This is a genomic window from Chryseobacterium sp. OSA05B (assembly GCF_019970065.1).
In the GTDB taxonomy this organism is placed as follows: Bacteria; Bacteroidota; Bacteroidia; order Flavobacteriales; family Weeksellaceae; genus Chryseobacterium.
On sequence record NZ_JAHXYH010000001.1, the window covers coordinates 1,538,135 to 1,563,326 of the forward strand.

Here is a 25,192-nt window from a genome sequence, read left to right on the forward strand (position 1 = left end):
CTAATAATTAATTAAATTTGAAAATTGTAACAGATGTCTGTTTATGTAGACTCATTACTATTTAAGGAATAAGTTAGTCAGTAAATAAAAACAATAGAATTATATGGATCGCAGGTAATTTTTATAGGTATAAATTCCATAAAACATGCGATTTTCAAAATTCATATAACCATGCTCAGATTTGTTAAAAGGACACTTGGATTTTCAAAAGAAGAAAGTGTCCGCATCCTTATGTATCATAAAGTTCTTCCGGAAAAAGAAATTTCCGGAAAAGATTGCCTGACCGTATCGGCAGAAAATCTGGAAGAACAATTCCAATACATTAAAAATCATTACAATACCCTGTTCTTTAATGATCTTAGCACTAGCAGCCAGCTGAAACATAAACTTATCCTCACTTTTGATGATGGCTACCTCAACAACCTTCAGTATCTGGTTCCTTTATTGGAAAAATACAGGTTGAAAGCGACCATTTTCATTCCCACAGGGCTTATTCATAAAGATCTGACGGACAAAAAGCGTGAAATGATGACGTTTGACGAGATCAGGTCACTCAATCCTGAATACGTAGAGATTGCACTGCACAGTCATGCCCACAGGAATTACTCACAAATCTCTCTGCAGGAAGCCGCTGATGACCTTAACGAAAACATCCGGACTCTGGAGGAGAAAAAAATTCCTTTTACCAAGGTACTCGCCTATCCTTATGGTAAGTTTCCTAAAAAGGGCGAACAAAAAAAGGCATTCTTTTCCATCCTTGAAAAAGCCGGTATTACCTCAGCAGTTCGTATTGGAAACAATATTGCCTATTTTCCTTGGAAGAATAAATTTGAGATCAAAAGAATCGATATCAAAGGGGGTGACAGCTTCGAAATTTTTAAATGGAAATTGAGACTGGGAAAAATCAAGCTTTAATTCAACAGTTCAGCGTAAAGTTTTTCATAGGCACCGGCCATCTCCAGATATCCGAATTTCAGTGCCCTTTCTTTTAATTGTGAAGCATATTGATCTGTTTTAGATCCATAAGTCTGCATTCCGTGAGCATAAACATGCTGCATATGTTCCGCTGAAAAGTCATCAAAATAAAAAGCCAGATCACCACCTATTTCAGGAAGACTCGTCAATTTGCTTAAAAACACAGGTTTTCCAAAATACATAGCTTCTACGGGTGGAATACCAAAACCTTCCGCCATAGACGGATGACAATAGGATTCACAGTGCTGCAGAAGAAAATATTTATCGTTGTTATCTATATTTTCAAGGATGTGTACCCTGTTTTCCAATCCCAGCGTTTTTATTTTTTCTAAAAACTTCTCTTTATAGGCAGATTTTGCTGAAGAAGTTACCAATACAAGTTCCCGGTCATTTTTTGAAATAAGATCCAGAAGAACTTCCTGATTTTTTTTTGGGAAAAGCACTCCAATGTTTAAAATATATTTTTTCCCGATAAAGCTGTACTTATTTTCAGAAGTGAACGCTGTGGCTTCAGGGAAAATCAGTCCGTTGTAGATCACTTCTACTTTTACATTATTTTTTAGTGTAAAAAGTTTTCTGTTTTTAAGAAAGTCTTCTTTTACAAATTCTGAGATACAAACCACGGCATCTGCATTTCCTATGTTTTTCTGAACAAGTCGGGTACTTTTTGCTATTTTTTGTTCAGAACTGTTATCGTGCAGAAAATTGAGATCATGGAGTGTCACTACTTTTTTCTGACCGCTTTTTATGGTATGAAAATAGTCAGAAAGCTGGTGAGTTGTATGAATAAGTGAAAAAGATCCCGTGCTAAAAGAAATTTTCTTTTGCCAGAACTTCCAGTTAATTATTTTAAAGTTTTTTTTTGTCTGCGGAATATTTTTTTTGGGGCCGTAAAAAGTATACTCGAAATCAGAGGCTTTCTCGTCCAGACCCTTTATTAATGAAACACATACGTTAGCAATTCCCGACTTCGGATACTTCAATCTTTCAGCATCAATTAAAATTTTATGTGTCATTATAGCTAAGCTTTGCATCAAAAATATAAATTTAAATATGAAATTTTTATTTTTGCAGTATGAAAATTTGTTTAATCAGCTTCGATTTCTGGCATTATGATGAACACATAGTGGAAAAACTGAGTGATAGAGGCATTCAGGCATGCCATATCAACATTGGAGCCTTTACCCATAAAAATACTGGTGAGCGTATAAAAAACACTTTCAGTAAAATTTTTCTGGGCAAAAACCCGAAATATTACAAAAGACAAAGTTTCATACTTGAATCTCTGGAAAAAATTGGAAAACAGGATCAGATCCTGGTCATCAATCCTGAAGCTATTGATGAAAGCATCCATCAGAAGATCAGAGAATATGCAGACCGTAACATTGCCTACCTGTACGACAGCATGGCCAGAAACCCCGCGACACATCTTCTGCATTACTTCGATACCATATTTTCCTTTGATGACAATGATGTGAAAAATTTCGGATTCGAAAAAATCACCAATTATAATTATCTCGATCATGTTCCGGCCTCGAAGCAACGTCCGAAATTAGATCTCTTCTATATTACGTCTTATGACCAGAAAAGACTTTCTGCTTTAAATCTGCTGATCAACAGGCTCTGCCCGATGAAAATAAAATTTGAAGTGTATATCGCAGGCAAGAAAGGATGGAAAAATAAGCTGAATCAAATCATTGACAAAAAAAATATTGACATTTTAAAATTCGGAAGAAAAAAAATACCGCACCACGCCCTTCCGACTTATTATAAGAATACGAAAGTCATCCTGGATCTGATGCGTGCCGACCAGACCGGACTCAGCTTCAGGATATTTGAAGCCATGGCTCTTGAGAAAAAAGTCATCACTGACAATCCAACCATTAAAACGTACGATTTTTATAATCCCCATAATATTCTGGTGCTGGATAAGAATTTCCGCAATGTAAAAAAAGAATTTTTCAATACGCCATACGAAAAACTGCCTGAAGAAGTTTATTATAAGTATACACTAGACCATTGGGTAAACACTGTATTTAAACTGAATTCATGAAAGAAATAAAAAATGTACTTATTGTAACCCGGGAATATAAATCTTCCCGCACTCCCAAAGTAGGTGGTACAGGCGTTTTTTATAAAAATTTATGTGCAGAACTGGTAAAGAGAGGAATCTCGGTACATGTTTTCCTGATCTCCAAGTATGCATTTGATATAGAGGAAGAGGGTGTAAAGATTCATTCTGTCAAAGATATTTTCAAAGCAAATCCTATTCTTGAGCTCGTAAGGTCTTTTACAGGAAAAATAAAGGCTCTTGAACAGATTCATTTTAAAACTTATTTATCTGAGAAAAAAATAATAGCCGACAAAATAAGTACCTGGATCAAAAAAAACAATCTTCATTTCGATATTGCAGAAACGCATGATTTTGATGGTCTGGCGCTTTCTATTCCCGAAGAACTTCCGTATGTGATCAGATGCCACGGCTCGTGGTCTGTTCTGGAGAAATATTTCGGATATAAAAAAGTTCATAAGGGAAGAATTTTCTGTGAAAAAGCAGCTTTTAAAAAATCTAAAAACATAATTACGATCTCAAAATACAATGAGACGATCAATAAAAGCCTGTTCGGGATCAAAAATCCAAAACTGATCTACAACGGCATTGATGAAAAATTCTATAAACCCCAGGAAAATGTGGAAATTATTCCTAAGTCTGTTTTCTTTTTAGGAAATGTCTCCTTTGAAAAAGGGGCGGAAACGCTGATCAGTGCTTTCGTTGAACTAAAAAAAAATCACCCGGAAGCATCGCTTCATTTTATCGGCAATCCAAATCATTATCCTACGTATATCAAAGAGAATATCCACGATCCGGAGATTCAAAAATCAGTTCATTTTTATGGCAATAAACCGGGAACGGAAATTGTACAGCTCATCAGCAACGCAGAGGTGGCCTGCTTCCCCTCCAAAGGTGAAAATTTTAGCTTATCTTTGCTGGAAGTAATGGCGATGCAGAAACCCATTGTATGTTCTTCTATAGACTCGTTTAAAGAGATCATACAAGAGTCTGTAAACGGCCTTGTTGCTGAGGAAGACACCTTCCATGAAAAGATAAGTCTCATTTTTGAAGATGATGATCTGAGAAACAGGATATCACTGAATGCCCGGAAATTAATAGAATCCAAATTCGGCATTGATATAATGGTTGATGAGACCATACGTTACTATCAGGAAATCATATAGAGAATAAGTTTTCTATATCTCCGGAAATAACAACCGAAATTCTTAGGTCATCCCAAGTTTAAGAGTATGAATGCAAAGGAACAAATTGAAAATTTAGAACAACAGCTTAAAGCACTTAGAAAAAAATATTATATCAAGTCTTTTTTCAGAAGAGCCAAAAGACTCGTAACTGATTTTTTGACGCTGGATTCTATACCCTCTGAGTATTGTGTGGAAAGAATCAGGATCACCGAAAAACAGGAGGCAGAACTTTTTCTTCCTAAAACTTTTGATGCTCCCCAGGTTTCTGTAAAAACACCTAAGAATGCCATAGAAATTTTTGCGCTTCAGGATGTACTCTGTATTCCTAATTCCACGTACTTTTTAAACCTGAAAAAAGATAAAATCTTTTACGAAAGATGGCATGATGACGACAGGATCACCTACGTATACAATACCAATAATCTGTTGCAGCATTCTATGACCCTTGCGAAAGTAAGAAATCATAAGAATGTATATTATGACGAGGAAGCCATTTTCCTGGGCGGAACTTTCACATTCAACTATTATCATTTTCTGGTAGACATTCTGTCTAAAGTTGAGTTTTTCCAGTATATTCCTGATGCCAGGAATAAGCTGATCATTATAGATCAGGATGTACAGAAGGTTGAAAATCTGAAAGATCTTCTGATGTTTTTTCTCAAGGATTATAAAATTATATTCCTCAGCCACGAAAAGAATTATTACCAGTTTAAAAAGCTGTGGCATATCACCAGTACCAATTATGCGGTCCCGAATATTATGCCGGGCGTAAAATATGAAGCCGGATTTGCCAAGTTATCCAAATCTTCTCTGCAGTATCTCAGACAAACAGCCTTTGATAATTTAGACCTAAGTAAAGTCCGCATCGAACCTGTTAAAAAAATATTCATTTCAAGGAGATCTCAGTATAGAAAATATAACGATGAGGAGATTTTTGAAACGGCAAAAAAATATGGGTTTGAAGAAGTTTTCTTTGAAGACCTCAACATTCACGAACAAATCTACATGGTCAATAACGCTGATTATATCATAGGACCAAGCGGAGCAGCCTGGACCAATGTTTTATTTGCAAAACCCGGAGCCAAAGGCCTCAGCTGGTTCAGTTCGGTATGGGGAGATTTTGCCATTTTCTCTACATTGGCCAAAGAAGTGAATTTTGATCTTAATTTTTATATTTATCCGCAGGATTACGAAGGATTCCATGAAGACTACAGGTTGGATCCTGAGATTTTTGATCAATATCTAAAGCAGTTATTCAACTTACCTTCTACGGAAATTCAGAGTTATTCGTAATCTGTTACCTGACAAATAACTCACCTTTAGTAAACCTGTTAAAACAGAAAGCAGATTTAAATAAATTCAAACGTATTAGTTTAGACATCAATTATTTGAAGGGAAAATAAATATATCCTTTTATTTGAATTAATCTTAATTTGTTTTCCCGTTGTATTCAAAAATAATGTAAATTTCCCGGGTCAAAAAGAGATCTCTAAACAAGGTCATTTTTGACTTGTTTTTGTTTATAAATCAGTCTGTTATCTAAAAAAAACACACGCATGAAAGTGATTTTTACAGGTCTTTTATTATTCAGCTCCTTTTTTTACGGGCAGTTTTCTGATAATTTTAATAATCATGACCTTTCAAAAGCTCCGGAAGAATGGGCTGTTTTAAGAGGGACAAATGACGCTGGGGATGATTTTAATAACTGGCAGTTAGAGAGTCTGAATAAAGATGGATCTGAAAAATGCTTCTTTGTAAGATATGAGAATTCAGGTGAACTCAATGAAGACTGGCTGATTAGTCCCAAAATAGATTTAACCGGTTATGAGGGAAATTTTCTCACATTTTTGCAACACAACTCATTTGTTGGCAATTCCACAAAATACGAAATCAAAATATCCACAGATTCACAACTCGATCGTGATCAGTTTCAAACTGTCGCTTCTTATACCGATGCATCATTCGGCAAAAATTTCAGTCTGAAAAGAATCAACATTTCGAAATTTGACAAGAAGAAAATCTATATTGCATTTGTAAAGAAAGATGATGATGGCAATAACTGGTTTATAGATAATGTATCGGTTAAAGGAAAACCGGTATCTGAAGATAGCAAACCATTATTTTACCCTAACCCAACTTCAGGAGAACTTAATACAGAAAAAACCGTTACATCTCTCCAGGTATTCAGTATGGATAACAGGCTTTTAAAAACCTACTCGGATATTAACTCCATTAACATCTCCGATCTGCCGGCTGGAATATACCTCCTGAAAGGAACCTATGAAAATAAAGAAGTTTTTGAACAGAAAATTGTAAAAGAGAATTAACGATGTCCAGAACTAAAGTACAGATCTTTGCAGGCTTTATTACCCTGTTTTTACTTCAGAATTTCACCTTTGGACAAAACTATTTAGTGGGATTTTCAAAAGAATCTATCAATCCAAATGCTACTATATTATCATCTCCCCTTGCAGGCTTCGGTGATCCCAAACAGGGAAGATTCAGCATCAGCTTTCAGGAAACAGGCATAGCGCAAAATGCTGTAGCCATGTGTTCTTCTGATACAAAATTCTATATGGCGACAAGTGACAACCAGCTTTGGCAGGCTGATATCAACGCCAGTACACCCAATTGGGTTTCGATAGGAACTGCTTATTATGTAACCGCATTGGCCTATGGAAACGGCAAGCTGTACGGCACAGATAAATACAATAAGCTGTGGACCAAAAAAGCAGATGAAAATGACAGTCCATGGACTAATATTGGATTTGCCTATGAAGTCACCGGGCTTACTTTTCTCAATGATAAACTGTACGGAACCAAGAAAAACAATACGCTTTGGGTAAGAGATACAAGCCCATTTAATGTGCCCTGGAAAAATATAGGAAAAGCCAATTCTGTACGTTCATTAACCAATGATGGAACGAACTTGATTGCTTTATCTAAATATGACAATGATTTATGGACAAGAAGTACTTCATCATTTAACGAAAGCTGGTCAAAAATAGGAACTCCTAACCGCACTACTTACGGTACCTATTTATCCAATATTACCTATACCAACAATAAATTATACGCAACTTCCAACAAGAACAAACTCTACTATGCTCAGCATAGCCAAGCACCAATCTATGCATATGCATCTTATTTTGAAAAAAATTCGAAAAAAGCACTCATTATTACGCTGGATTTATGTGGTATAAATTATTCTTTTTCACGTAAGATAAAGTCTGAAATAAAAAATGCATTTAATATCGATGAAAATACAATTTTAATTAACTGTTCCCATACCCACTATGCACCGGTAGCTCAAAACTATTCCTGCATGCAGGATTTTTACCACAATCCTGATCCCAAATATCTTGATATCGTAAAAAATTCTGTTTTAGTGGCTACCCAAAATGCAATTAACAATAAAACAGAAAGTAATTTAAGCTTTGTAAAAGGCAAAACCAATATAGGATACAACAGAGCAGACATTTCTAAAGACCTAGATAACAATATTACTATGGTGATGGCAAAACAGAGCAATACAAATGCTTTGAACGGTGTGATTATGAGTGCAAGTACCCACCCTGTGTGGCATAGTCAGGCACGTGATTTTGTTACTATTTCATCAAATTATGTAGGCGCTACAAGAGATAAACTCGGTATATTAAAGAATATTAACAATGTACAGCTGATGCAGGGATGTGCAGGTGATATTAATCCTTACAAAACAGATACTCCGGATCAAACGGCTACTAAACTGACTCAGGATTTCAGTAATTTATTTTCTTTATCTTCATCAGATGTGACCGGGGAAATTACTGTTAAATTCGACTCAATTGCCGTACCTCTCAATAATTTCACCTTCAATAAGGCGGTAAGTATAAAAAAAGCCAACACAGGAAAATACGACCAAACCTCCGAAAGAAACGTAAGATGGGCCAATAAAATTATTCATCAGTATACGTCCGGCACACTTGCTAAATCAGCAATGGTTTATATTCAAATTTTAAAAATTGGTGACTGGAATATTATCGCCCTGAGCCGGGAAGCCGTTTCTCAATATGCAATTGATTTATACAGCCATTTTAATCCTATGAAATTAACGGTATTGGGATATTCCAATGATGTATCCAGTTATCTTCCCGTAAAGTGGCACATCAAAAAAGCTGTTCCTAACTATGAGGGATATGAAAGTTTTTTTATTTACGGGCAAAGCGGGGTCCCTGTAGATAATGTGGAAGACCTTATATTAGCAAAAATATACACCATGATGCAGTAATAGCCAGAAAAGATCAAAGCCTAAAAGGCTGTTATTTTTATGAGACCCCGAAATCTTTCATGAATATTACCCATCAAATTATAAAATTTTCGCCAGAGAACCTGAGCAATTATTCAATATACAATCCGGTTTCAAAGGATCAATCATATTTTTTCATTTACTTTAGAAAATATTTCAAACCAGGTAGAAATACTGAAGTAAAATGAAATGTTTTTATTAACAAAACATGAAAAAATCACGATAATAGTAATAATTCTATGACGACGAATAAAGATAAGGGGATTCACTATATTAACGGTTGTATACTATTTTTTATAATTGCATATATTATTTATGGATTTCTCAATCAGAAACAGATAAAAAAAGAAAATGGGTTTGGATGGGATGGAGTCTATTATAATGCAGCACATCAAACATTCTCGAATAAAGAAAATGAAGTTTACAAAAGTAATGAGTATAATAATACATATTATGAATTGTACAGCAATGCAGATCCGTTTAATAAAAGAATAGGAGTTCCACAACTGACCTCAAAATTACCTTTTGATTCTGTTTTTAGTTTTAAATTAATCAATCTTATTGCATTTTTCTTAGGGCTCGTTATCTTATGCTATAAGTGGAGTAAAAAAAACTTAACCATCGCATTAGTTTTTATTTTTTCGATAATAGTAACTCCACAAATGCCATTTAGACTTACTCTTTTCTATCCGTTTTCTGTGGATGGAGTTCAGTTTCTGTTTATTGCTATAATGATTTTTTTTTATGAAAAGCCACTATATGTGATATTGGCCAGTATATTCTTCATGCCTTTCAAAGAAAGTACTGTTCCCATCTGCTGTATTTATTTAGGAACCCGATTTTTAATGAGAAGAAAACTTAAATATCTCCTTTACACGATTCCTGTTCTACTTCTTTTTTGGATGTATCTAAAATTAGGTTCAAAGATATTTGGTTTTGACAGCGATAGTAATGGACTGGCTATCATTAAATATTTTTTCATCCAGTTTTATGGTACTATTACAAATACAGTTAAGCTTGTTGCCTGCTTTTTCATCGTATTTTCTTTATTCTTATTTATAAAGAGAAAATTTTCAGAACAAACCTTATTTTTCATTTTTCTTATTGCACTTCTTTCAGTTTCCGGATCTGATATTACCAGAATATTCTGCGTAGCACTTCCTTTTCTTTTTGATGAACTGATCAATAATGACAAGAGAAAGAACGTTTTTCTTTACTTAATAATATTAATTATCTCTCTCCCTTATAAATTTATATTTACAATTCTTGAATTTCATGATAATAACAAAATCGGTGAAGGTTTTTTTATCACGAATTTAGAATATCAGGAAGTTAATAAAAGTATTATTTTTTTAGTTTATTTTGCAGTCTGTAATTTAATCCTGTTCTTTTATTTAAGAAACTCAAAACTAAAATGGTTACAGTAGGATAATAACTCCCGAATTCATCAGACTTATTATTCTCGTTTATTTACAACAATTAAAAATGCTTTCCACAGGAAATTAATAAACAATGAATACCCCACCACTAGTAAGCCTCATCATCATCACCATGAACCATGAAAAGTTCATCGAACAGGCATGCATGTCTGCCATTTCGCAGACTTATCCCAATTATGAAATTATTCTGCTGGATAACGCTTCGAAGGATAAGACCTTTGAAAACGCAGAACGCGTGCTTTCCCAATTTGGGCAGCATTATAAAATGATCAGGAATACCGAAAGTTTTGGTGTGGCAAAAAATATCAATATCGCCGTTTCCGAGGCTTCGGGAGAATATGTTTCCCTGCTTTCCGGAGATGACTGGTATACGGAAGACAGTCTGGCAGAGAAGGTAGCTTACATTCAGGAAAATCCGGTAGACTTTATCCTTTCGGACGGATATAAATACTATCAGTCTGAAGATACCACAACAGATGCCTACACGCCGAAAGAGAAAAAACAGGTCATAGACAGTCTCCACAATTTTTTCCATGAAAATGTTTCCGAAAACAAAACTTCCAATGTAGGAACGTTCGTAAAAACAGAACTGCTTATAAAATATCCATTTGATGAAAGCATCAATACGGAAGACTGGGACATGAATCTGAGACTGACTTCTAAAGGATATAAAATTGGATTTATAGACAAAAAACTCTTCTACTACAGAATTCTTTCCACCAGTCTTTCAAGAAACTGGAAGCTGATGAAAGATTCTTATGAGAAAGTGTCCCATAAATACATCGATTATATCAAAGCTGATCAGGAGCTTTATAAAAAATACAGACTTAAGCTCATCCATTTCAAGTACGAGATCCTTTTATCGGAAACGCATTCAGAATCTGAAAAAGAAAAACTGCGAACAGAATGGAAAAAAGAAAAGTATAAGGTTAAATATAAAAACCCGGTCTTGTTCTTTAAACTTTTGATGCTTAAAAAATAGATGAAGAGATGGAAGTCTGAAGCAGGAAGTTATTCAAGCCCAAATCAGATTTTTATTCATTCTTGAAACTCATATCATTAAATTTTAGGGTTACTGTTAAAAATTATCGTTCAATAATAGCTTCAAGCCTTCCGTTTAAAGCTTCCAGCCCTATTATCCTAATTTTCATAACCCGAACTCAGGTAATTTTAAGTAAATTTGCTCCAAAATTTTAATTGAAATGGAGAAAGTAAGAGTTCGTTTTGCTCCAAGTCCTACCGGACCTTTGCATTTGGGAGGCGTAAGAACCGCATTATATGATTATCTTTTTGCTAAAAACAAAGGTGGTGAATTTGTCCTTCGAATAGAAGATACAGATACAGCAAGATATGTAGAAGGAGCTGAAGAGTACATCGAGGAAGCTTTAGAATGGTGCGGCATCATTCCTGATGAAAGTCCCAAGAAAGGAGGAAAATTTGCGCCTTACAGACAGTCTGAAAGAAGAGATATCTACGACAGATATACAGAGCAGATCCTGAAAACAGACTACGCCTACATCGCTTTTGATACCCCTGAAGAGCTTGATGCCGTTCGTGCAGAGTTCGAAGCGAAAGGAGATGTTTTCTCTTATGACAACAAAACCAGAAACCGACTGAGAAACAGTCTTGCCCTTTCTGAAGAAGAAGTTCAGAAATTACTGGATGAGAAGACCCCTTATGTGGTACGATTCAAAATGCCAATTGACAGAACTTTAAATCTTGAAGACATTATCCGTGGACATTCTTCAGTAAACACCAATACTTTGGACGATAAAGTTTTGGTGAAGAACGATGGAATGCCTACTTATCATTTCGCCAACATCATCGATGACCACGAAATGGAAATTTCTCACGTGATCCGTGGTGAAGAATGGCTGCCTTCTTTAGGTTTACATACTCTACTGTACGAAGCAATGGGTTGGGAAGCGCCTCAGTTTGCCCACCTTTCACTGATTTTAAAACCTGACGTTTCAACGTTAATCAATAAAGAGAATATTGATAGTATTACAAAATCTTTCACGGAAGAATTTGTAGCCAAAAACAATGAGTTTTCTTTTGAAGAATCTGCAGCACTTATTAAATCTTTCTTTTCTGAGGTAAAAAGCCCAAGATTCAAATCTATGTTAGGTGAGAATGAAAAAGACAATTCATTAACCGCTTCTGTAAAACAATTTTTAAAGAAAGGACTTTCCGGAAAATTAAGCAAAAGAGATGGTGATAAATTCGGATTCCCTGTATTTCCATTAAACTTCACAGATCCTAAAACAGGAAATGTATCTAAAGGGTACAGAGAAAGCGGGTATCTTCCAGAAGCATTCATCAATATGGTTTCTTTATTGGGCTGGTCTCCTGCCGACGATAAAGAAGTTTTATCTCTTGATGAAATGGCAAAAGAATTTGATTTAAATAAAGTTCATAAGGCCGGCGCAAGGTTCAGCAAAGAAAAATCAGAATGGTTCAATCACCAGTATATCCAATTAAAATCTGACGAAGAATTGCTTCAGATTTTAAAAAGCTCAGATTTAAATATAAACATGGAAGATGAAAAGCTCCTAAAGATCATCGGTTTGATGAAAGAAAGAGCTACCTTCCCGAATGATATCTACGAAAACGGAAAATTTTTCTTCGAGGCGCCTGCTTCTTATGATGAGAAAGCATCGAAAAAGGCATGGAATGAAGAGACGTCTGCCATTTTAGGAGAATTCGCGGAAAACCTTGGTACCATTGAATATACCTCAGAAAACATCAAGCAGGCTATTCACGATTTCGCGGAAAACAAAGGCCTGGGGATGGGAAAAGTGATGATGCCACTCCGTTTAGCCTTAGTTGGAGAACTGAAAGGCCCGGACGTTCCGGATATCATGGAACTTATTGGAAAAGAGGAAAGTATCTCCCGAATAAACAATGCTATCAATAATTTTAAATAGTTTTTCATAATTTTTCATAAATTTGAAAGATTTAATTTACTTCAAGAAATGGAATATTTAAGTTTCGAACTTCCTATAAAAGATCTAATGGATCAACTTCAGACTTGTTCTTTAGTAGGAGAAGAAAGTGGTGTTGATGTAAAATTAGCATGCAGCCAGATTGAGGATAAGATTTTGGAAAAGAAAAAAGAAATCTACCAAAACCTCACGCCTTGGCAGAGAGTACAACTATCCCGCCATCCGGATCGTCCTTATACAATCGACTATATCAACGGAATGGTAGATAAAGGAAGTTTTCTGGAACTTCACGGAGACAGAAATTTCGCAGATGACCCTGCAATGATCGGCGGTTTGGCGACATTGGACGGTCAGAGAGTAATGATCATCGGAACCCAGAAAGGGAGAACAACCAAAGAAAGACAGTACAGAAGATTCGGAATGCCGAATCCGGAAGGATACAGAAAAGCTTTGCGACTGATGAAGCTTGCTGAGAAATTCAATATTCCTGTAGTCACTTTAGTAGACACACCTGGAGCTTATCCTGGACTGGAAGCTGAGGAAAGAGGACAGGGTGAAGCGATCGCCAGAAACATTTTTGAAATGGTTCAGCTTAAAACTCCTATTTTCACTTATATCATTGGTGAAGGAGCAAGTGGTGGAGCTTTGGGAATAGGCGTAGGGAACAAAGTATACATGCTAGAAAATACATGGTATACTGTAATTGCTCCTGAAAGCTGTTCTTCTATCTTATGGAGAAACTGGGATCACAAGGAAGATGCAGCCAATGCATTGAACCTAACCCCGAAAGATGCTTTAAGAGAAAAATTCATTGACGGTATTATTGAAGAACCACTTGGAGGTGCTCAGTATGATCCGGAAACAGCTTATCTGAATCTGAAAAATTCAATTTTACAGAATATCAAAGCTTTTTCAAAATTCTCAGGACAGGAACTTGAAACCCAAAGGCAGGAGAAATTCATTGCGATGGGACAATTTAAAGGATAAAAAATTAAAAACGGTTAAGAAATATATTTCTTAACCGTTTTTGTTTATAGTTTTCTTCTTATGGGTATTATTCAGCTACATTCAGGGCAATCTCAATATCTTTATCGATCTTTTTCAGAGAAGAGTACTTAGCATCACACACCATGGTCGTCAGTACGTATTCCCCCTTATCGATCAGGATGAAATTCTCTCCTCTGGCAGGAACAGTCAGATTATAATATTTTTTGCCACTTATTTTTACAATCAGATTACAGCTCGATCTGTTTTTGATATTGATGTAAGCATCATTTTTACTGATGTCATTATTAAAAAGATGGGTAAGCATGGCAGCTGTTCTTTTGTTTTCCTCACTGGGTTCCGCTTTGCTACTCATTTTTCCGGTACTCTTCGCAGATCCTACAGAAGCGTAGTTGACCATTCTTTCGGGTTTTGTAGCCGTACTAGTTGTAGTTGTAGGGGTGGCTGTATTGGCTGCCATTGTTTTTCCGTTGTTCAGTTCGTTATTCTTAACGATTTTTTCAATTTTCTCCTTGCTGATTGGTTTAATCGTAGGTTTAGCTTCAGGAGAATTATCTGCCATGATCATTTCGATCAGTTTTCTTTTAAAGTAATCTGATTTGGCATGTCCCGGGTTTTGTTTCAGGAAACCGGCGATCACTCTCGCCTCTTTTGAAGCTTCCGCATCCTGTTCTGTATAGATGATCACTGTTTCTTTTTCTACCACAGCTTTGGATTTCGATTTTTTCTTTTTTTGGGAAAAACCTAATGCAAAAATGCAGAGAAATATCAATAGAAAGATTTTTTTCATTAATCAAGTCTTTAAAATAGTATTAAATATATCAATAACGTGAAAAGTCATTTTTTAGTTTATCATTAAAATCATTATCTTTGCCCTGCTCTAAAATTAAGCTAAAAATTAATACTAATCTTAAATAAAAAATAATAGATATTATGTCTTATACACCAGTTGCTGCAGACGTAGCGAAATTAAGAAACCAAACAGGTGCAGGTATGATGGACTGCAAGAAAGCTCTAGTTGAAGCAGAAGGAGACTTCGAAAAAGCAGTAGATATCCTTAGAAAAAAAGGACAGAAAGTAGCTGCAAACAGAGCTGACAGAGAATCTTCTGAAGGTGCGGTAATCGCTAGAGTAAACGAGGATAACACTTTAGGTGTTGTAATCTCTCTAAACTGCGAGACTGACTTCGTTGCAAAAAATGAGGCTTTCATCGAGCTTGCTTACGAATTAGCGGAAATGGCTATCTTCGCTGCTACCAAAGAAGAACTTTTAGCTACAGATTTCCACGGACTTACTGTTGCTGAAAAACTAATCGAGCAAACAGGAGTTATCGGTGAGAAAATCGAGATCGGTGCATTCGAAAGAATCGAAGGACCGTTCCTTGGAGCTTATATCCACGCTGGAAACAAAATTGCTGCTATCACTGCCCTTTCTGCAAAAGTAGACGGAGCTGACGAAGCTGCTAAATCTGTTTCTATGCAGGTTGCTGCAATGAACCCTATCGCTTTGGATGAAACAAGAGTTTCTCAGGAGACAATCGACAAAGAATTAGAGATCGAAAGAGAACTTCTTATAAAAGAAGGTAAGCCTGAAAACATTATCGACAACATCCTTAAAGGTAAGATGCAGAAATTCTACAAAGACAACACATTGGTACACCAGTCTTTCATTAAAGACGGAAGTATCTCTGTTGCTGACTATGTAAAATCTGTAAACGCAGACCTTAAAGTAACAGGATTTGTAAGAATTAGCTTAGCTTAATCTCTTTCAAAGAAAAATACGGATCCCGGTGAATATTCACCGGGATTTTTTATGGAATCATGCGCCGTTGTTAACCTAATATGAAGCTAATCTTAAATATTCAACAACTTAACCGTAAGTGTCTATTTGTGAAATATTTTAAGCTATAAATAGATTATTAATGTTTAAATTTGCTGCCCCTTATAATAAAGCATGAAAAAATTTCTACTAGCTATTTGTACTTTTCTTTGTTTAATCGTTAATGCGCAGTTGGATACCGAGCACTGGTTTGCTCCCATGTCTGCCAGCTCTCTTCAGGGAACACCCCAATGTTATTTATATCTGTCAACCAATGAAACGGTCCCGTTCTCCGTACAGGTTTCCAATAATAACGTAGTATTTTCTACCGTACAGGTGAGTAAAGGAAATCCTGTACAGTTGACCGTTCCCAGCAATTATATGATTGCTTCCACTCCCAATAACTTATTCACTCAGAACTCAATGGGGCTGCATGTAAAAGGCAATAAAAAATTCTTTGCCAACTTCAGGTTTTCAGTTCCCAGCCAGGCAGAAATCATTACTTCGAAAGGATTGGCAGGTATCGGAAAAACTTTTTTCATAGGAACAGCACCTACTACCTCCCCAAAAGATTATGTAAACTCCACTCTGGGAGTCACAGCTACGGAAGATAACACCACAGTAACTTTATCCGGATATAATTCTGATGTTGTTTTCTCTGATGGCAGTATAATGCCAACCAGAACATTTACTATTAATAAAGGAAAATCCTATGTCATTGATGTCATAAGTGATATGGGGGGAGCCAGTAACAGAAAAGGACTATTAGGAGCAAAACTTGTTGCTAATAAGCCTGTATCTGTAACGAACGGAAACTTCAACGGTCTTTATACCACCCAGAACAACAGCAACGTGGATATTCTGATGGATCAGGCAGTTCCTGTGGATAGATTGGGGAAAGATTTTGTGATGGTAAAAGGAAACGGTCCTGCGAGTGTAGGGATGGAAAAAGCAATGATCATTGCTACAGAAAACAACACTACTCTTATCGTAAACGGAAACCCTGTACCGGGCGTTAATCTTAATGCAGGAGGATATTACATGATTGAAGGCACCAGCTATCTCAATCAGGGTAACGGACATTACAATATGAATATTTCCGCGAGCAAAAACGTCTACGTCTATCAGCTTCTGGCCGGAGCTTCCGGAAGTACGGTATATCAGACCGGAGGTATGAATTTCATCCCGCCGTTAAGCTGCTTCTTACCTAAAGAGATCAATGAAATAGGTTTTATTAATAGAATTGGAGGAACTTATTACGATACAAAACTTAATATCATCACGCAGGCAGGTGCGGCTGTAACGCTGAACGGCAATCCTGTTGCTGCGGCCACAGGTCCTTATCCGGTAACCGGAAATCCTGGATGGGTCACTTATTCCGTAATGAATGTTTCCGGAAATGTTACCATCAATTCCACAAAACCTGTCACGGCAGGAATTGCTGCAGGAAGCGGTGCTGTAGGATATGGAGGATATTTCGCGGGATTCTCTTCAGTCCCGGCCATTACAAAAACAGGGGACTGCTATGCAGGAATACGTCTTGAAGTGGACAACAGCTATGATGCGTACCAATGGTATTTCAATGGTGTTTTAATTCCAGGAGCCACTTCTTATTTTATTAATCCTGAATTATACGGAGCGGGAACTTATACTTGTTTTATCACCAAAAACAACTGTGAATCAAGAATGACTTCCGAATACGAATATACATTATGCCCACCGATATCTACAACCACTTATAATATAGGATCATGTAATACAAAAGTGATCACGCCAGTTTTTACCACATCGGCGCAGGCCATCGTTCCTTCCCATACGAGCATTATTGCCCAGCCAACCAATGGTACCGCCACAGTGAATGCTATGACAGGACAGATCAATTACACACCCAACCCAGGACTTACGGCAGATGCTACAGATTCTTTCATTTATTATATTGACGGAAACGGAAACCCCGCAGATTTTGAGTATTTCAAAGTAGTGGTGAATATTGATGTTCTTCAGACTCAGAATGCGGCTTTGTCTTCCTGCGCTAATAACAACGGAAACGGAACTTTTGATCTCACGACTGCTGTTTTAAGTCCGGATACAGGTACAACGGCAACGTTTTATACCAATGCTAATTTAACGGGACAAATTGCCAGCCCTGCTACTTACTCAGGACCTGCCGGAACAATCTATGCTAACGTGACTTCTTCATTCGGATGTTCCAAACCTGCACAGGTCACCTTATCGCTGAATCCTTCACCAAATGTGAACACCGGCAATTTTAATGCAAGCTTCTGTGATGATGATTTCGACGGAATTATAAACGTGAATTTTGCTACGGTAACCCCACAAATCGTTACCAATTCTGCTAATTTCACTGTGAAATACTATCTTGTTCAGGCGGATGCTACAGCAGGAAACAACAATAATCTTCTGACTAACTGGACTTATACCGCCAATACAACGGTTTATGTAAGGGTCGCAGCCAATACCGGTGACTGTCCTCCCGTTTTTGGACAGATCAATTTTAAGATCGGAGCTAAAATCACACTGATTACGAATTCAGTTTCTGCGGATGTCTGCGATAATGATCTGGGTGGTTCCGAATCAGCCAATCTTAACGATTATAAAAATTTATTTACCACGGATCCAATGGTAATCCTTTCATTCTATACTTCACAGGCTGATGCTCAGGCGGGAATCAATACCATTTCACCAACTCAGAATATAACTTCGGTTCATACGTATTATGTAAGATTCCAGAGCAGTACAGGATGTCCCAATACAGGAATCCTGAAACTGACTTTAAAAACGCCTAAAAAATCTACCAGACTTCAAAACCAGGTTGTCTGTTCAGATGAAAAAGTAGTATTGGATGCAGGACCGGGATTCTCTTCCTATCTGTGGAGCAACGGAGCTACAACGCAAAGTATCACAGTGGGTGCAGGAAACTATTATGTAGATTTAGGCTTTAACGGATGTGTATACCGTCAGAGTGTAAGCGTAACAACCGCACAGGCACCTACGATTACGAGAGTGGATGTATCCGGTTCCAATGCCACGGTTTATGCAACAGGCGGAACTCCTCCTTATCAATATTCTCTTGATGGATTGAATTATCAGACCTCGAATGTTTTCATGGGTCTTTCAAGAGGAATACACAAAGTATTTGTTTTGGGATCAGACGGATGCCTTCCTGTGACTAAAGAATTCCTGGTATTGAATCTTGTGAATGCCATTACACCAAACGGCGACGGGCTTAATGACGTTCTTAATTATTCAGATTTAAGAATCAAGCAGAATGTAAGTATTGAAGTGGCTGACCGCTATGGAGCGCCGATTTACAAATCATCCGACAAGAATTATATCTGGGATGGAAAGGTCAACGGAAGAAATCTCCCTACAGGAACTTACTGGTATGTGATCACCTGGACAGAGCCTGATACAAAATTGCCAGTTTCGTATTCCGGATGGCTTTTAATTAAAAATCGTGATTAATTTTTAACTTTTGTCATATTTATTTAATACTATTTCAAATATTATTTTAAATTTGTAGAAATCCTAATTCCACACACATGAAAAGATTTCTACTCAGTTTAGTATTACTTCTTTTATCAGTTAATACTCTCTTTGCACAAAGGGATACGGAACACTGGTTTGCTCCTATGGCAGCAAAACCGGCTGCGTTATCAAGTCCCAAACAGGCCTTATATTTTTCTACAGATTCAGTGACACCGTTTCCTGTAGAGATATACAGTAATGGCGTACTGCTTGGAACAGTGACGATCATGAAGGGAGACCCTAAAACGTATGACATTACAACAGCTACGATGATCACATCGACACCAGCTGACATGTTTACCCCTATTGGTAAAGGAATTTACACTAAAGGAACAAAACCATACTACGTAAATTTCAGATTTAGTGTTAGCAGTCACGGGGAAATATTAACCTCCAAAGGAAAAGCGGGAATTGGAAAAAAATTCTATGCCGCTTCTACCCCAATGACCGGTCAGTCTATCACCTATACGAATTTTACGGCCGGAGTTTTAGCTACTGAAGACAATACAACAGTTACCGTTTCAGGATACAGCCCGGGACTGCAGTTTACAAACGGCAGTACGGGAACTACGACTCCAACTATGACATTTACCCTTAATAAAGGGCAAGCTTATATCATTGAGGGCAGGGACAATACCGGAACCAATGCCACAGGTTTTATTGGCGCTAAAATAGAAGCCAATAAACCGGTATCAGTTACAAACGGTAACTTTAACGGACAGTTTGCCCTTCCTCCTTCTGCAGGGTCTGCAGGGTCTGATATTGTAATGGACCAGTCCGTTCCTACAGACAGATTAGGAAATGAATTCGTTCTTGTAAAAGGTAATGGAGACAACAATGACGGAGACGAAGATGCATTGATTATCGCAACTGAAAATAATACAGAAGTGTATCTTAACGGATCTACCACTCCTATCCAAACCCTGAATGAAGGGCAATGGATGAGAGTAGGTGAAGGACCGAACAGCACGTACGTATTCCCATATATTGATCAGGGAAGTTCTCACTTTAATATGCACATCAAAACGTCTAAAAATGCATATGTGTATCAGCTTCTGGCTGGTCTTCCCAACAGTACGGCGACAGAAGGATTCAACTATATCCCGCCTTTGAACTGTTTCCTTCCAAGAAAGATCGACGAAATAGGATTGATCAGCGAGCTTCCTGAAACTTTTTCCAGTGGCACAAAAACCATCAAACTAAATATTCTTACTGAAACCGGAGCAGTGGTTAACGTTACCGTAAATGGAGCACCTCCAGCAACGGTACAGGGACCTTTCCCCGTACAAGGAACTGCAGCATGGGTATCCTATTCTGTTCCCAATGTGACAGGAAACGTTACAGTTGTTTCCTCAAAAGCTGTTACGGCAGGTATTTCTGCAGGAAGTGGAGCTGTAGGATACGGTGGATATTTTGCAGGTTTCTCTTCCATTCCGGTAATTGCAAAGAAAACAGGTGAATGTGCTCCGGGTATTGTGCTGGAAGTTGATGACGGTTATGAAACCTATCAGTGGTTCGTTAATGGAACCGCTATTCCGGGAGCGACTGCCAATACATTTTCACCAACAACTTCAGGAAACTATACGGTAAAAGTAACCATGGGTACATGTCCGCCGGTTACAACACCAATTTATAAAGTATTTACTTGTCTGAAACTTACAACTCAGACACTCAATGCATGTTCTACTAAAGTAATTACGGCTGCATTTACTTCTTCAACACAAACGGTAGTACCGGGAACACTGGTGATCATTACACCACCGGCACACGGTACAGCGGTAGTGAATCCTAACGGAACGATTACTTATACTCCTACAACCAACTATTATGGTGCAGATCAGATTGTTTATAAATTCTGTGGTAATGCTGCTGAGTTTATCGATTGTGAGCAGATCACATTAAATCTTACTGTAGTACCTTTCGTAGTGAGAGATGCATCTATCAAGGCATGTCAGTATGATGTGGATCCATATGCTTATTTTGATCTTACTAAAGCTAGCGTTACAGATTTTACTTTAGTGGTAAAAAAATATTACCCTACACTGGCAGATCTTAATGCAGGGACCAACGAAATCACTACTCCGGATAATTATCCGTCTGCAGGAGGATTCGTCTATGTAAAAGTAACAACAAGCGAAGGATGTACAGCGAATGCAAAAATTGAACTGATTGCTCTTCCAATTAAAAAATCACCAATTCTTGTGGATCAGTTTATCTGTGTAGACAGCAAAACGAATCTGGATGCAGGACCTGGATATGATTCTTATCTGTGGAGCACGGGAGCTACTACATCTTCTATTCAGAATGTAGGGGTAGGAGAATATTCTGTAATCCTTGGTAAGAACGGATGTTTACTGAAGCAGGTAGTAAGAGTAAGAAAAGCTGAAGATCCGGTAATCACTAAGATTGAAATTTCAAATACAACAGCAACAGTCATTGTAAACGGAGGAAAAGCCCCTTACAAATACGCTGTCGATACTCCGACAAACTGGCAGGATTCTAACGTATTTACAGGACTTACAAGAGGTCAGCATACATTCTATGTAAAAGACACTTACAATTGTGATCCTACAGCAGTGGAAGTAACTATTCCTAATCTTATCAATGCAATTACTCCTAACGGCGATACTAAAAATGACTTTATCGACTATAGCGAGCTGGCTTACAAAGAAAATCTGACTTTTGTAATTTATGACAGATACGGAAACATGATATTCACCGGAAACAAATTCAATAATTACAAGTGGGACGGGAAACATTATGACAAAAAACTTTTAACCGGAACCTACTGGTATCATATCAACTGGAATGAATCTAATAAAGACAAAACTCCGATTCATTACACAGGATGGATTTTAGTTAAAAACATTGAATAAGTCTTCATTTTAGTAAAATAGATAACCGCGATTTAGTATCGCGGTTTTTTTTTGACCCAAAATCAATATTTTTTAAATATTTTATAATTCCACATTAAATATTCTCCTATTTTTGCGACAATCCTAATTTCCAAATAAATGAAAATATTTTTACTCACTTTTATTTTGCTTTTTACAGCATTCAATCCGCTTTATGGCCAAAGAGACACCGAACACTGGTTTGCTCCTATGGCCGCACGAAGTGCCCAGATTTCTTCCCCACAGCAGGCATTGTATTTCTCAACAGATTCTACCACTCCTTTTCCTGTGGAAATCTATAGCAACAATACCCTGCTTGGAACAGTGACGGTTGCAAAGGGTGCGCCCCAGACATTCCAGATTCCTTTGGGATCCATTATTACCAGCAACACTTCTGAGATGTTTGCTCCGGTAAATAAAGGAATTTACACAAAGGGAACTAAACCTTATTTCGCTACCCTCAGATTTTCCGTGAGCAGTCATGGTGAGATCCTGACTTCTAAAGGTAAAGCCGGAATCGGTAAGAAGTTTTATGCCGTAGTTTCACCACTGGAAAACCCTCTGGTTTCCCTGAACTTTACGGCTGGCATTATGGCTACGGAAGATAATACCGTGGTCACCGTTTCAAATTATTCTGCCAACGTTATATTTACCAACGGCTGGACCGCTGTAACCAATCCTACCCTCACCTTTACCCTTAATAAGGGACAATCTTACATCATTGAGGGAACAGGTGATATGGCAGGAAACAAAGAAGGCTTCATTGGAGCCAAAATAGAAGCTGACAAACCGATTTCCGTCACCAATGGGAATTTCAACGGTCAGTTTGCCATCATTCCTCCGGGTTCCATCCACGATGGGTCTGATATCGTAATGGATCAATCTGTACCTACGGACCGATTGGGAAATGAATTCGTTCTTGTAAAAGGAAACGGAGACATCAGTGAAAGAATGGAAGATGCCCTGATCGTAGCCACCGAAGGTGGTACTCAGGTATACATTAATAATGCGACAACCCCTGCCGTGACCTTAAGTGAAGGAGAAAGCTACAGAGTCAACAAACTGAGCAATACGAATTACATCAACCAGGGGAACAACCATTATAATATGTACATTAAAACGACCAAAAATGTTTATGTGTATCAGCTACTGGCAGGGGTGGCAACAAGTAATGCGACGATCGGATTTAATTATATTCCACCGTTGAACTGTTATCTTCCAAGAAAAATTGACGAAATAGGAAATATTAATATTCTCCCTCCTACTACCAACAGTGTAAAATTAAATATCCTTACAGAAACTGGAGCCGGAGTTACAGTAAACGGAGCAACACCTCCTGCTACACAGGGACCTTTTCCGGTTTCAGGAACTACATCGTGGGTATCTTATTCTGTCCCGAATGTGACAGGAAACGTTACTATTACATCCACAAAAGCTGTAACGGCAGGGATTTCCGGAGGAAGTGGTGTGGTAGGTTACGGCGGATATTTCGCTGGATTCTCATCTATTCCGGTCATTGCCAAGCAGACCGGAGACTGTATTCCGGGACTTGTCCTTGAATTGGATGACAGCTTTGATTCTTATCAATGGTACAGAGACGGCAACCCTATTCCGGGTGCTGTAAGCAATTCTTTTACCCCTACACAATCCGGTGAATATACCGTAAAGATAACCGTAGGATCTTGTCCTCCGATTGTTACTCCTGTCTACAAAGTTTTCACCTGTCTTGCAGAAACTACATCAAACCAAACAGTGTGCGACGGGGTAAAACTGATTGTTCCTACATTTACCAATTCCACACAGTCTGTGGTACCCGGCTCTGTGACTATCATTACTCCTCCTACAAATGGTAATGCGGTGATTGACCCTGCTACAGGTGTGATCAGCTATGCACCTGCCTTTAATTACGTAGGACCTGATTCTTTTGTTTATAAATTCTGCGGAAACAATCCGAACTTTACAGATTGTGAGCAGGTTACCTTAAATTTAACTGTTTCAGAAAGCCCTACTGTTAACAATGCTGCTTTAAGGGCATGTTTCCTGGAAGCGAATCCTGCTACAGGCTTATTTAATCTTACCAATGCCCCTGTCACCGTACAGCCGGGAGTTACTAAAAAATATTACCCATCTCCTACGGATGCTGACAACAGTACGAACGAGATCCTGAATCCTACCACCTATATTGCCCCTACCGGAGTTGCTTATGTAAAAGTAATCAATGCGAATGGCTGTTACAGAATTGCACAGGTAACACTTACCGTTCTTGCTCCTGTAAAATCTGCCGTGCTTGTTGACAAAATTATTTGTGTTGAAGATAAAACAACACTGGATGCCGGTCCTGGTTTCGCAGGCTACGAATGGAGCACGGGTGCCACTACACAGGCAATCACCAATGCTGGAGTGGGGACTTATTGGGTAAAACTGAAAACAGGAGACTGTGTGACCCTTCAGACCGTAAAAGTATACGCTTCGGAGCAGCCAGTCGTTTCCAATGTTGAAGTTTCCAATACCACTGTTACTGTATCTGTCATAGGCGGAAACCCTCCTTATCAATATTCAATTGACAATATCCTGTGGCAGGATTCCAATATATTTACGGATGTGGCAAGAGGCATATCCACGGTATATGTGAAGGACAGCTACAACTGCGATCCTATCAAGGTAGAAATCACAATTCCTAATCTGATCAATGCCATTACACCAAACGGTGACGGCGTAAATGATGTTCTGGACTATTCATTGCTGTCAGGTAAAAAGAACCTTGAGTTTAGTATTTTCGACCGATACGGAAGCAAAATATTCCAGGGTGATAAAACCAACGGTTATAAATGGGACGGTACCATTGGAGGCAAAAGAGTTTCTACCGGGAATTACTGGTTTGAAATTCATTGGAATGAGCCTGCAGGCAAGCAAACTCCAGTAAAATATACAGGCTGGATTCTTGTGAAAGGCAGAGAATAATCTCCAAAAAATATAAGTTTCAAAACCGCGATATTACAATCGCGGTTTTTTTATTACTTT

At 37.8% G+C, this 25,192-nt stretch carries 16 protein-coding genes; 14 read left to right on the top strand and 2 right to left on the bottom strand.

The annotated features are described in order from the left end of the window. Positions 1-171 precede the first annotated feature (171 nt). Positions 172-915, top strand: a complete 744-nt coding sequence (locus LC419_RS06960; protein WP_223606663.1) for a polysaccharide deacetylase family protein — start codon at positions 172-174, stop codon at positions 913-915. Here the strand turns inward: LC419_RS06960 and LC419_RS06965 are convergent. Beyond that, positions 912-1,991: a glycosyltransferase family 1 protein gene (locus tag LC419_RS06965; RefSeq protein ID WP_223606664.1), complete on the bottom strand. Its 1,080-nt coding sequence runs from the start codon at positions 1,989-1,991 to the stop codon at positions 912-914. The genes LC419_RS06960 and LC419_RS06965 overlap by 4 nt on opposite strands. Positions 1,992-2,050: 59 nt before the next feature. Between LC419_RS06965 and LC419_RS06970 the strand changes: the two genes are divergently transcribed. The 9 genes from LC419_RS06970 to LC419_RS07010 all read left to right on the top strand — a co-directional run bounded on the left by LC419_RS06970 (position 2,051) and on the right by LC419_RS07010 (position 13,892). Beyond that, positions 2,051-3,028 (top strand): glycosyltransferase, encoded by a 978-nt coding sequence (locus LC419_RS06970; RefSeq protein ID WP_223606665.1) that lies wholly within the window; start codon positions 2,051-2,053, stop codon positions 3,026-3,028. Further along, positions 3,025-4,212, top strand: a complete 1,188-nt coding sequence (locus LC419_RS06975; RefSeq protein ID WP_223606666.1) for a glycosyltransferase family 4 protein — start codon at positions 3,025-3,027, stop codon at positions 4,210-4,212. The genes LC419_RS06970 and LC419_RS06975 overlap by 4 nt, the downstream gene beginning before the upstream one ends. Before the next feature lie 66 nt (positions 4,213-4,278). Then, complete coding sequence (locus LC419_RS06980) at positions 4,279-5,526, top strand: DUF563 domain-containing protein (protein ID WP_223606667.1); 1,248 nt, start codon at positions 4,279-4,281, stop codon at positions 5,524-5,526. 263 nt (positions 5,527-5,789) lie between these two features. After that, positions 5,790-6,560 carry a choice-of-anchor J domain-containing protein gene (locus LC419_RS06985; RefSeq protein WP_223606668.1) on the top strand — a complete coding sequence of 257 codons (771 nt, stop codon included), beginning with the start codon at positions 5,790-5,792 and terminating at the stop codon, positions 6,558-6,560. Between the two features lie 2 nt (positions 6,561-6,562). Further along, positions 6,563-8,503, top strand: coding sequence for a hypothetical protein (locus tag LC419_RS06990; protein ID WP_223606669.1), 1,941 nt, complete (start codon positions 6,563-6,565; stop codon positions 8,501-8,503). A gap of 257 nt (positions 8,504-8,760) precedes the next feature. After that, positions 8,761-9,948, top strand: coding sequence for a hypothetical protein (locus tag LC419_RS06995; RefSeq protein WP_223606670.1), 1,188 nt, complete (start codon positions 8,761-8,763; stop codon positions 9,946-9,948). Between the two features lie 85 nt (positions 9,949-10,033). After that, positions 10,034-10,942 carry a glycosyltransferase gene (locus LC419_RS07000; protein WP_223606671.1) on the top strand — a complete coding sequence of 303 codons (909 nt, stop codon included), beginning with the start codon at positions 10,034-10,036 and terminating at the stop codon, positions 10,940-10,942. A gap of 220 nt (positions 10,943-11,162) precedes the next feature. Then, positions 11,163-12,887 (top strand): glutamate--tRNA ligase, encoded by a 1,725-nt coding sequence (gltX, locus tag LC419_RS07005; protein ID WP_223606672.1) that lies wholly within the window; start codon positions 11,163-11,165, stop codon positions 12,885-12,887. Between the two features lie 48 nt (positions 12,888-12,935). Beyond that, complete coding sequence (locus LC419_RS07010; RefSeq protein ID WP_034723213.1) at positions 12,936-13,892, top strand: acetyl-CoA carboxylase carboxyltransferase subunit alpha; 957 nt, start codon at positions 12,936-12,938, stop codon at positions 13,890-13,892. A gap of 67 nt (positions 13,893-13,959) precedes the next feature. On the opposite strand, the gene LC419_RS07015 is transcribed toward LC419_RS07010, so the two are convergent. After that, entirely contained in the window at positions 13,960-14,700 is a 741-nt protein-coding gene (locus LC419_RS07015) for a DUF6759 domain-containing protein (RefSeq protein WP_223606673.1), read from the bottom strand. A gap of 143 nt (positions 14,701-14,843) precedes the next feature. Here LC419_RS07015 and tsf point away from each other — a divergent pair, with 143 nt between their 5' ends. The 4 genes from tsf to LC419_RS07035 all read left to right on the top strand — a co-directional run bounded on the left by tsf (position 14,844) and on the right by LC419_RS07035 (position 25,132). After that, positions 14,844-15,671, top strand: a complete 828-nt coding sequence (gene tsf / locus LC419_RS07020; RefSeq protein ID WP_223606674.1) for a translation elongation factor Ts — start codon at positions 14,844-14,846, stop codon at positions 15,669-15,671. Positions 15,672-15,863: 192 nt separating this feature from the next. Beyond that, positions 15,864-19,214, top strand: coding sequence for a T9SS type B sorting domain-containing protein (locus LC419_RS07025; RefSeq protein ID WP_223606675.1), 3,351 nt, complete (start codon positions 15,864-15,866; stop codon positions 19,212-19,214). Positions 19,215-19,291: 77 nt separating this feature from the next. Next, positions 19,292-22,153 (top strand): T9SS type B sorting domain-containing protein, encoded by a 2,862-nt coding sequence (locus LC419_RS07030; protein ID WP_223606676.1) that lies wholly within the window; start codon positions 19,292-19,294, stop codon positions 22,151-22,153. A gap of 138 nt (positions 22,154-22,291) precedes the next feature. Continuing rightward, entirely contained in the window at positions 22,292-25,132 is a 2,841-nt protein-coding gene (locus LC419_RS07035) for a T9SS type B sorting domain-containing protein (protein ID WP_223606677.1), read from the top strand. Positions 25,133-25,192 lie beyond the last annotated feature (60 nt).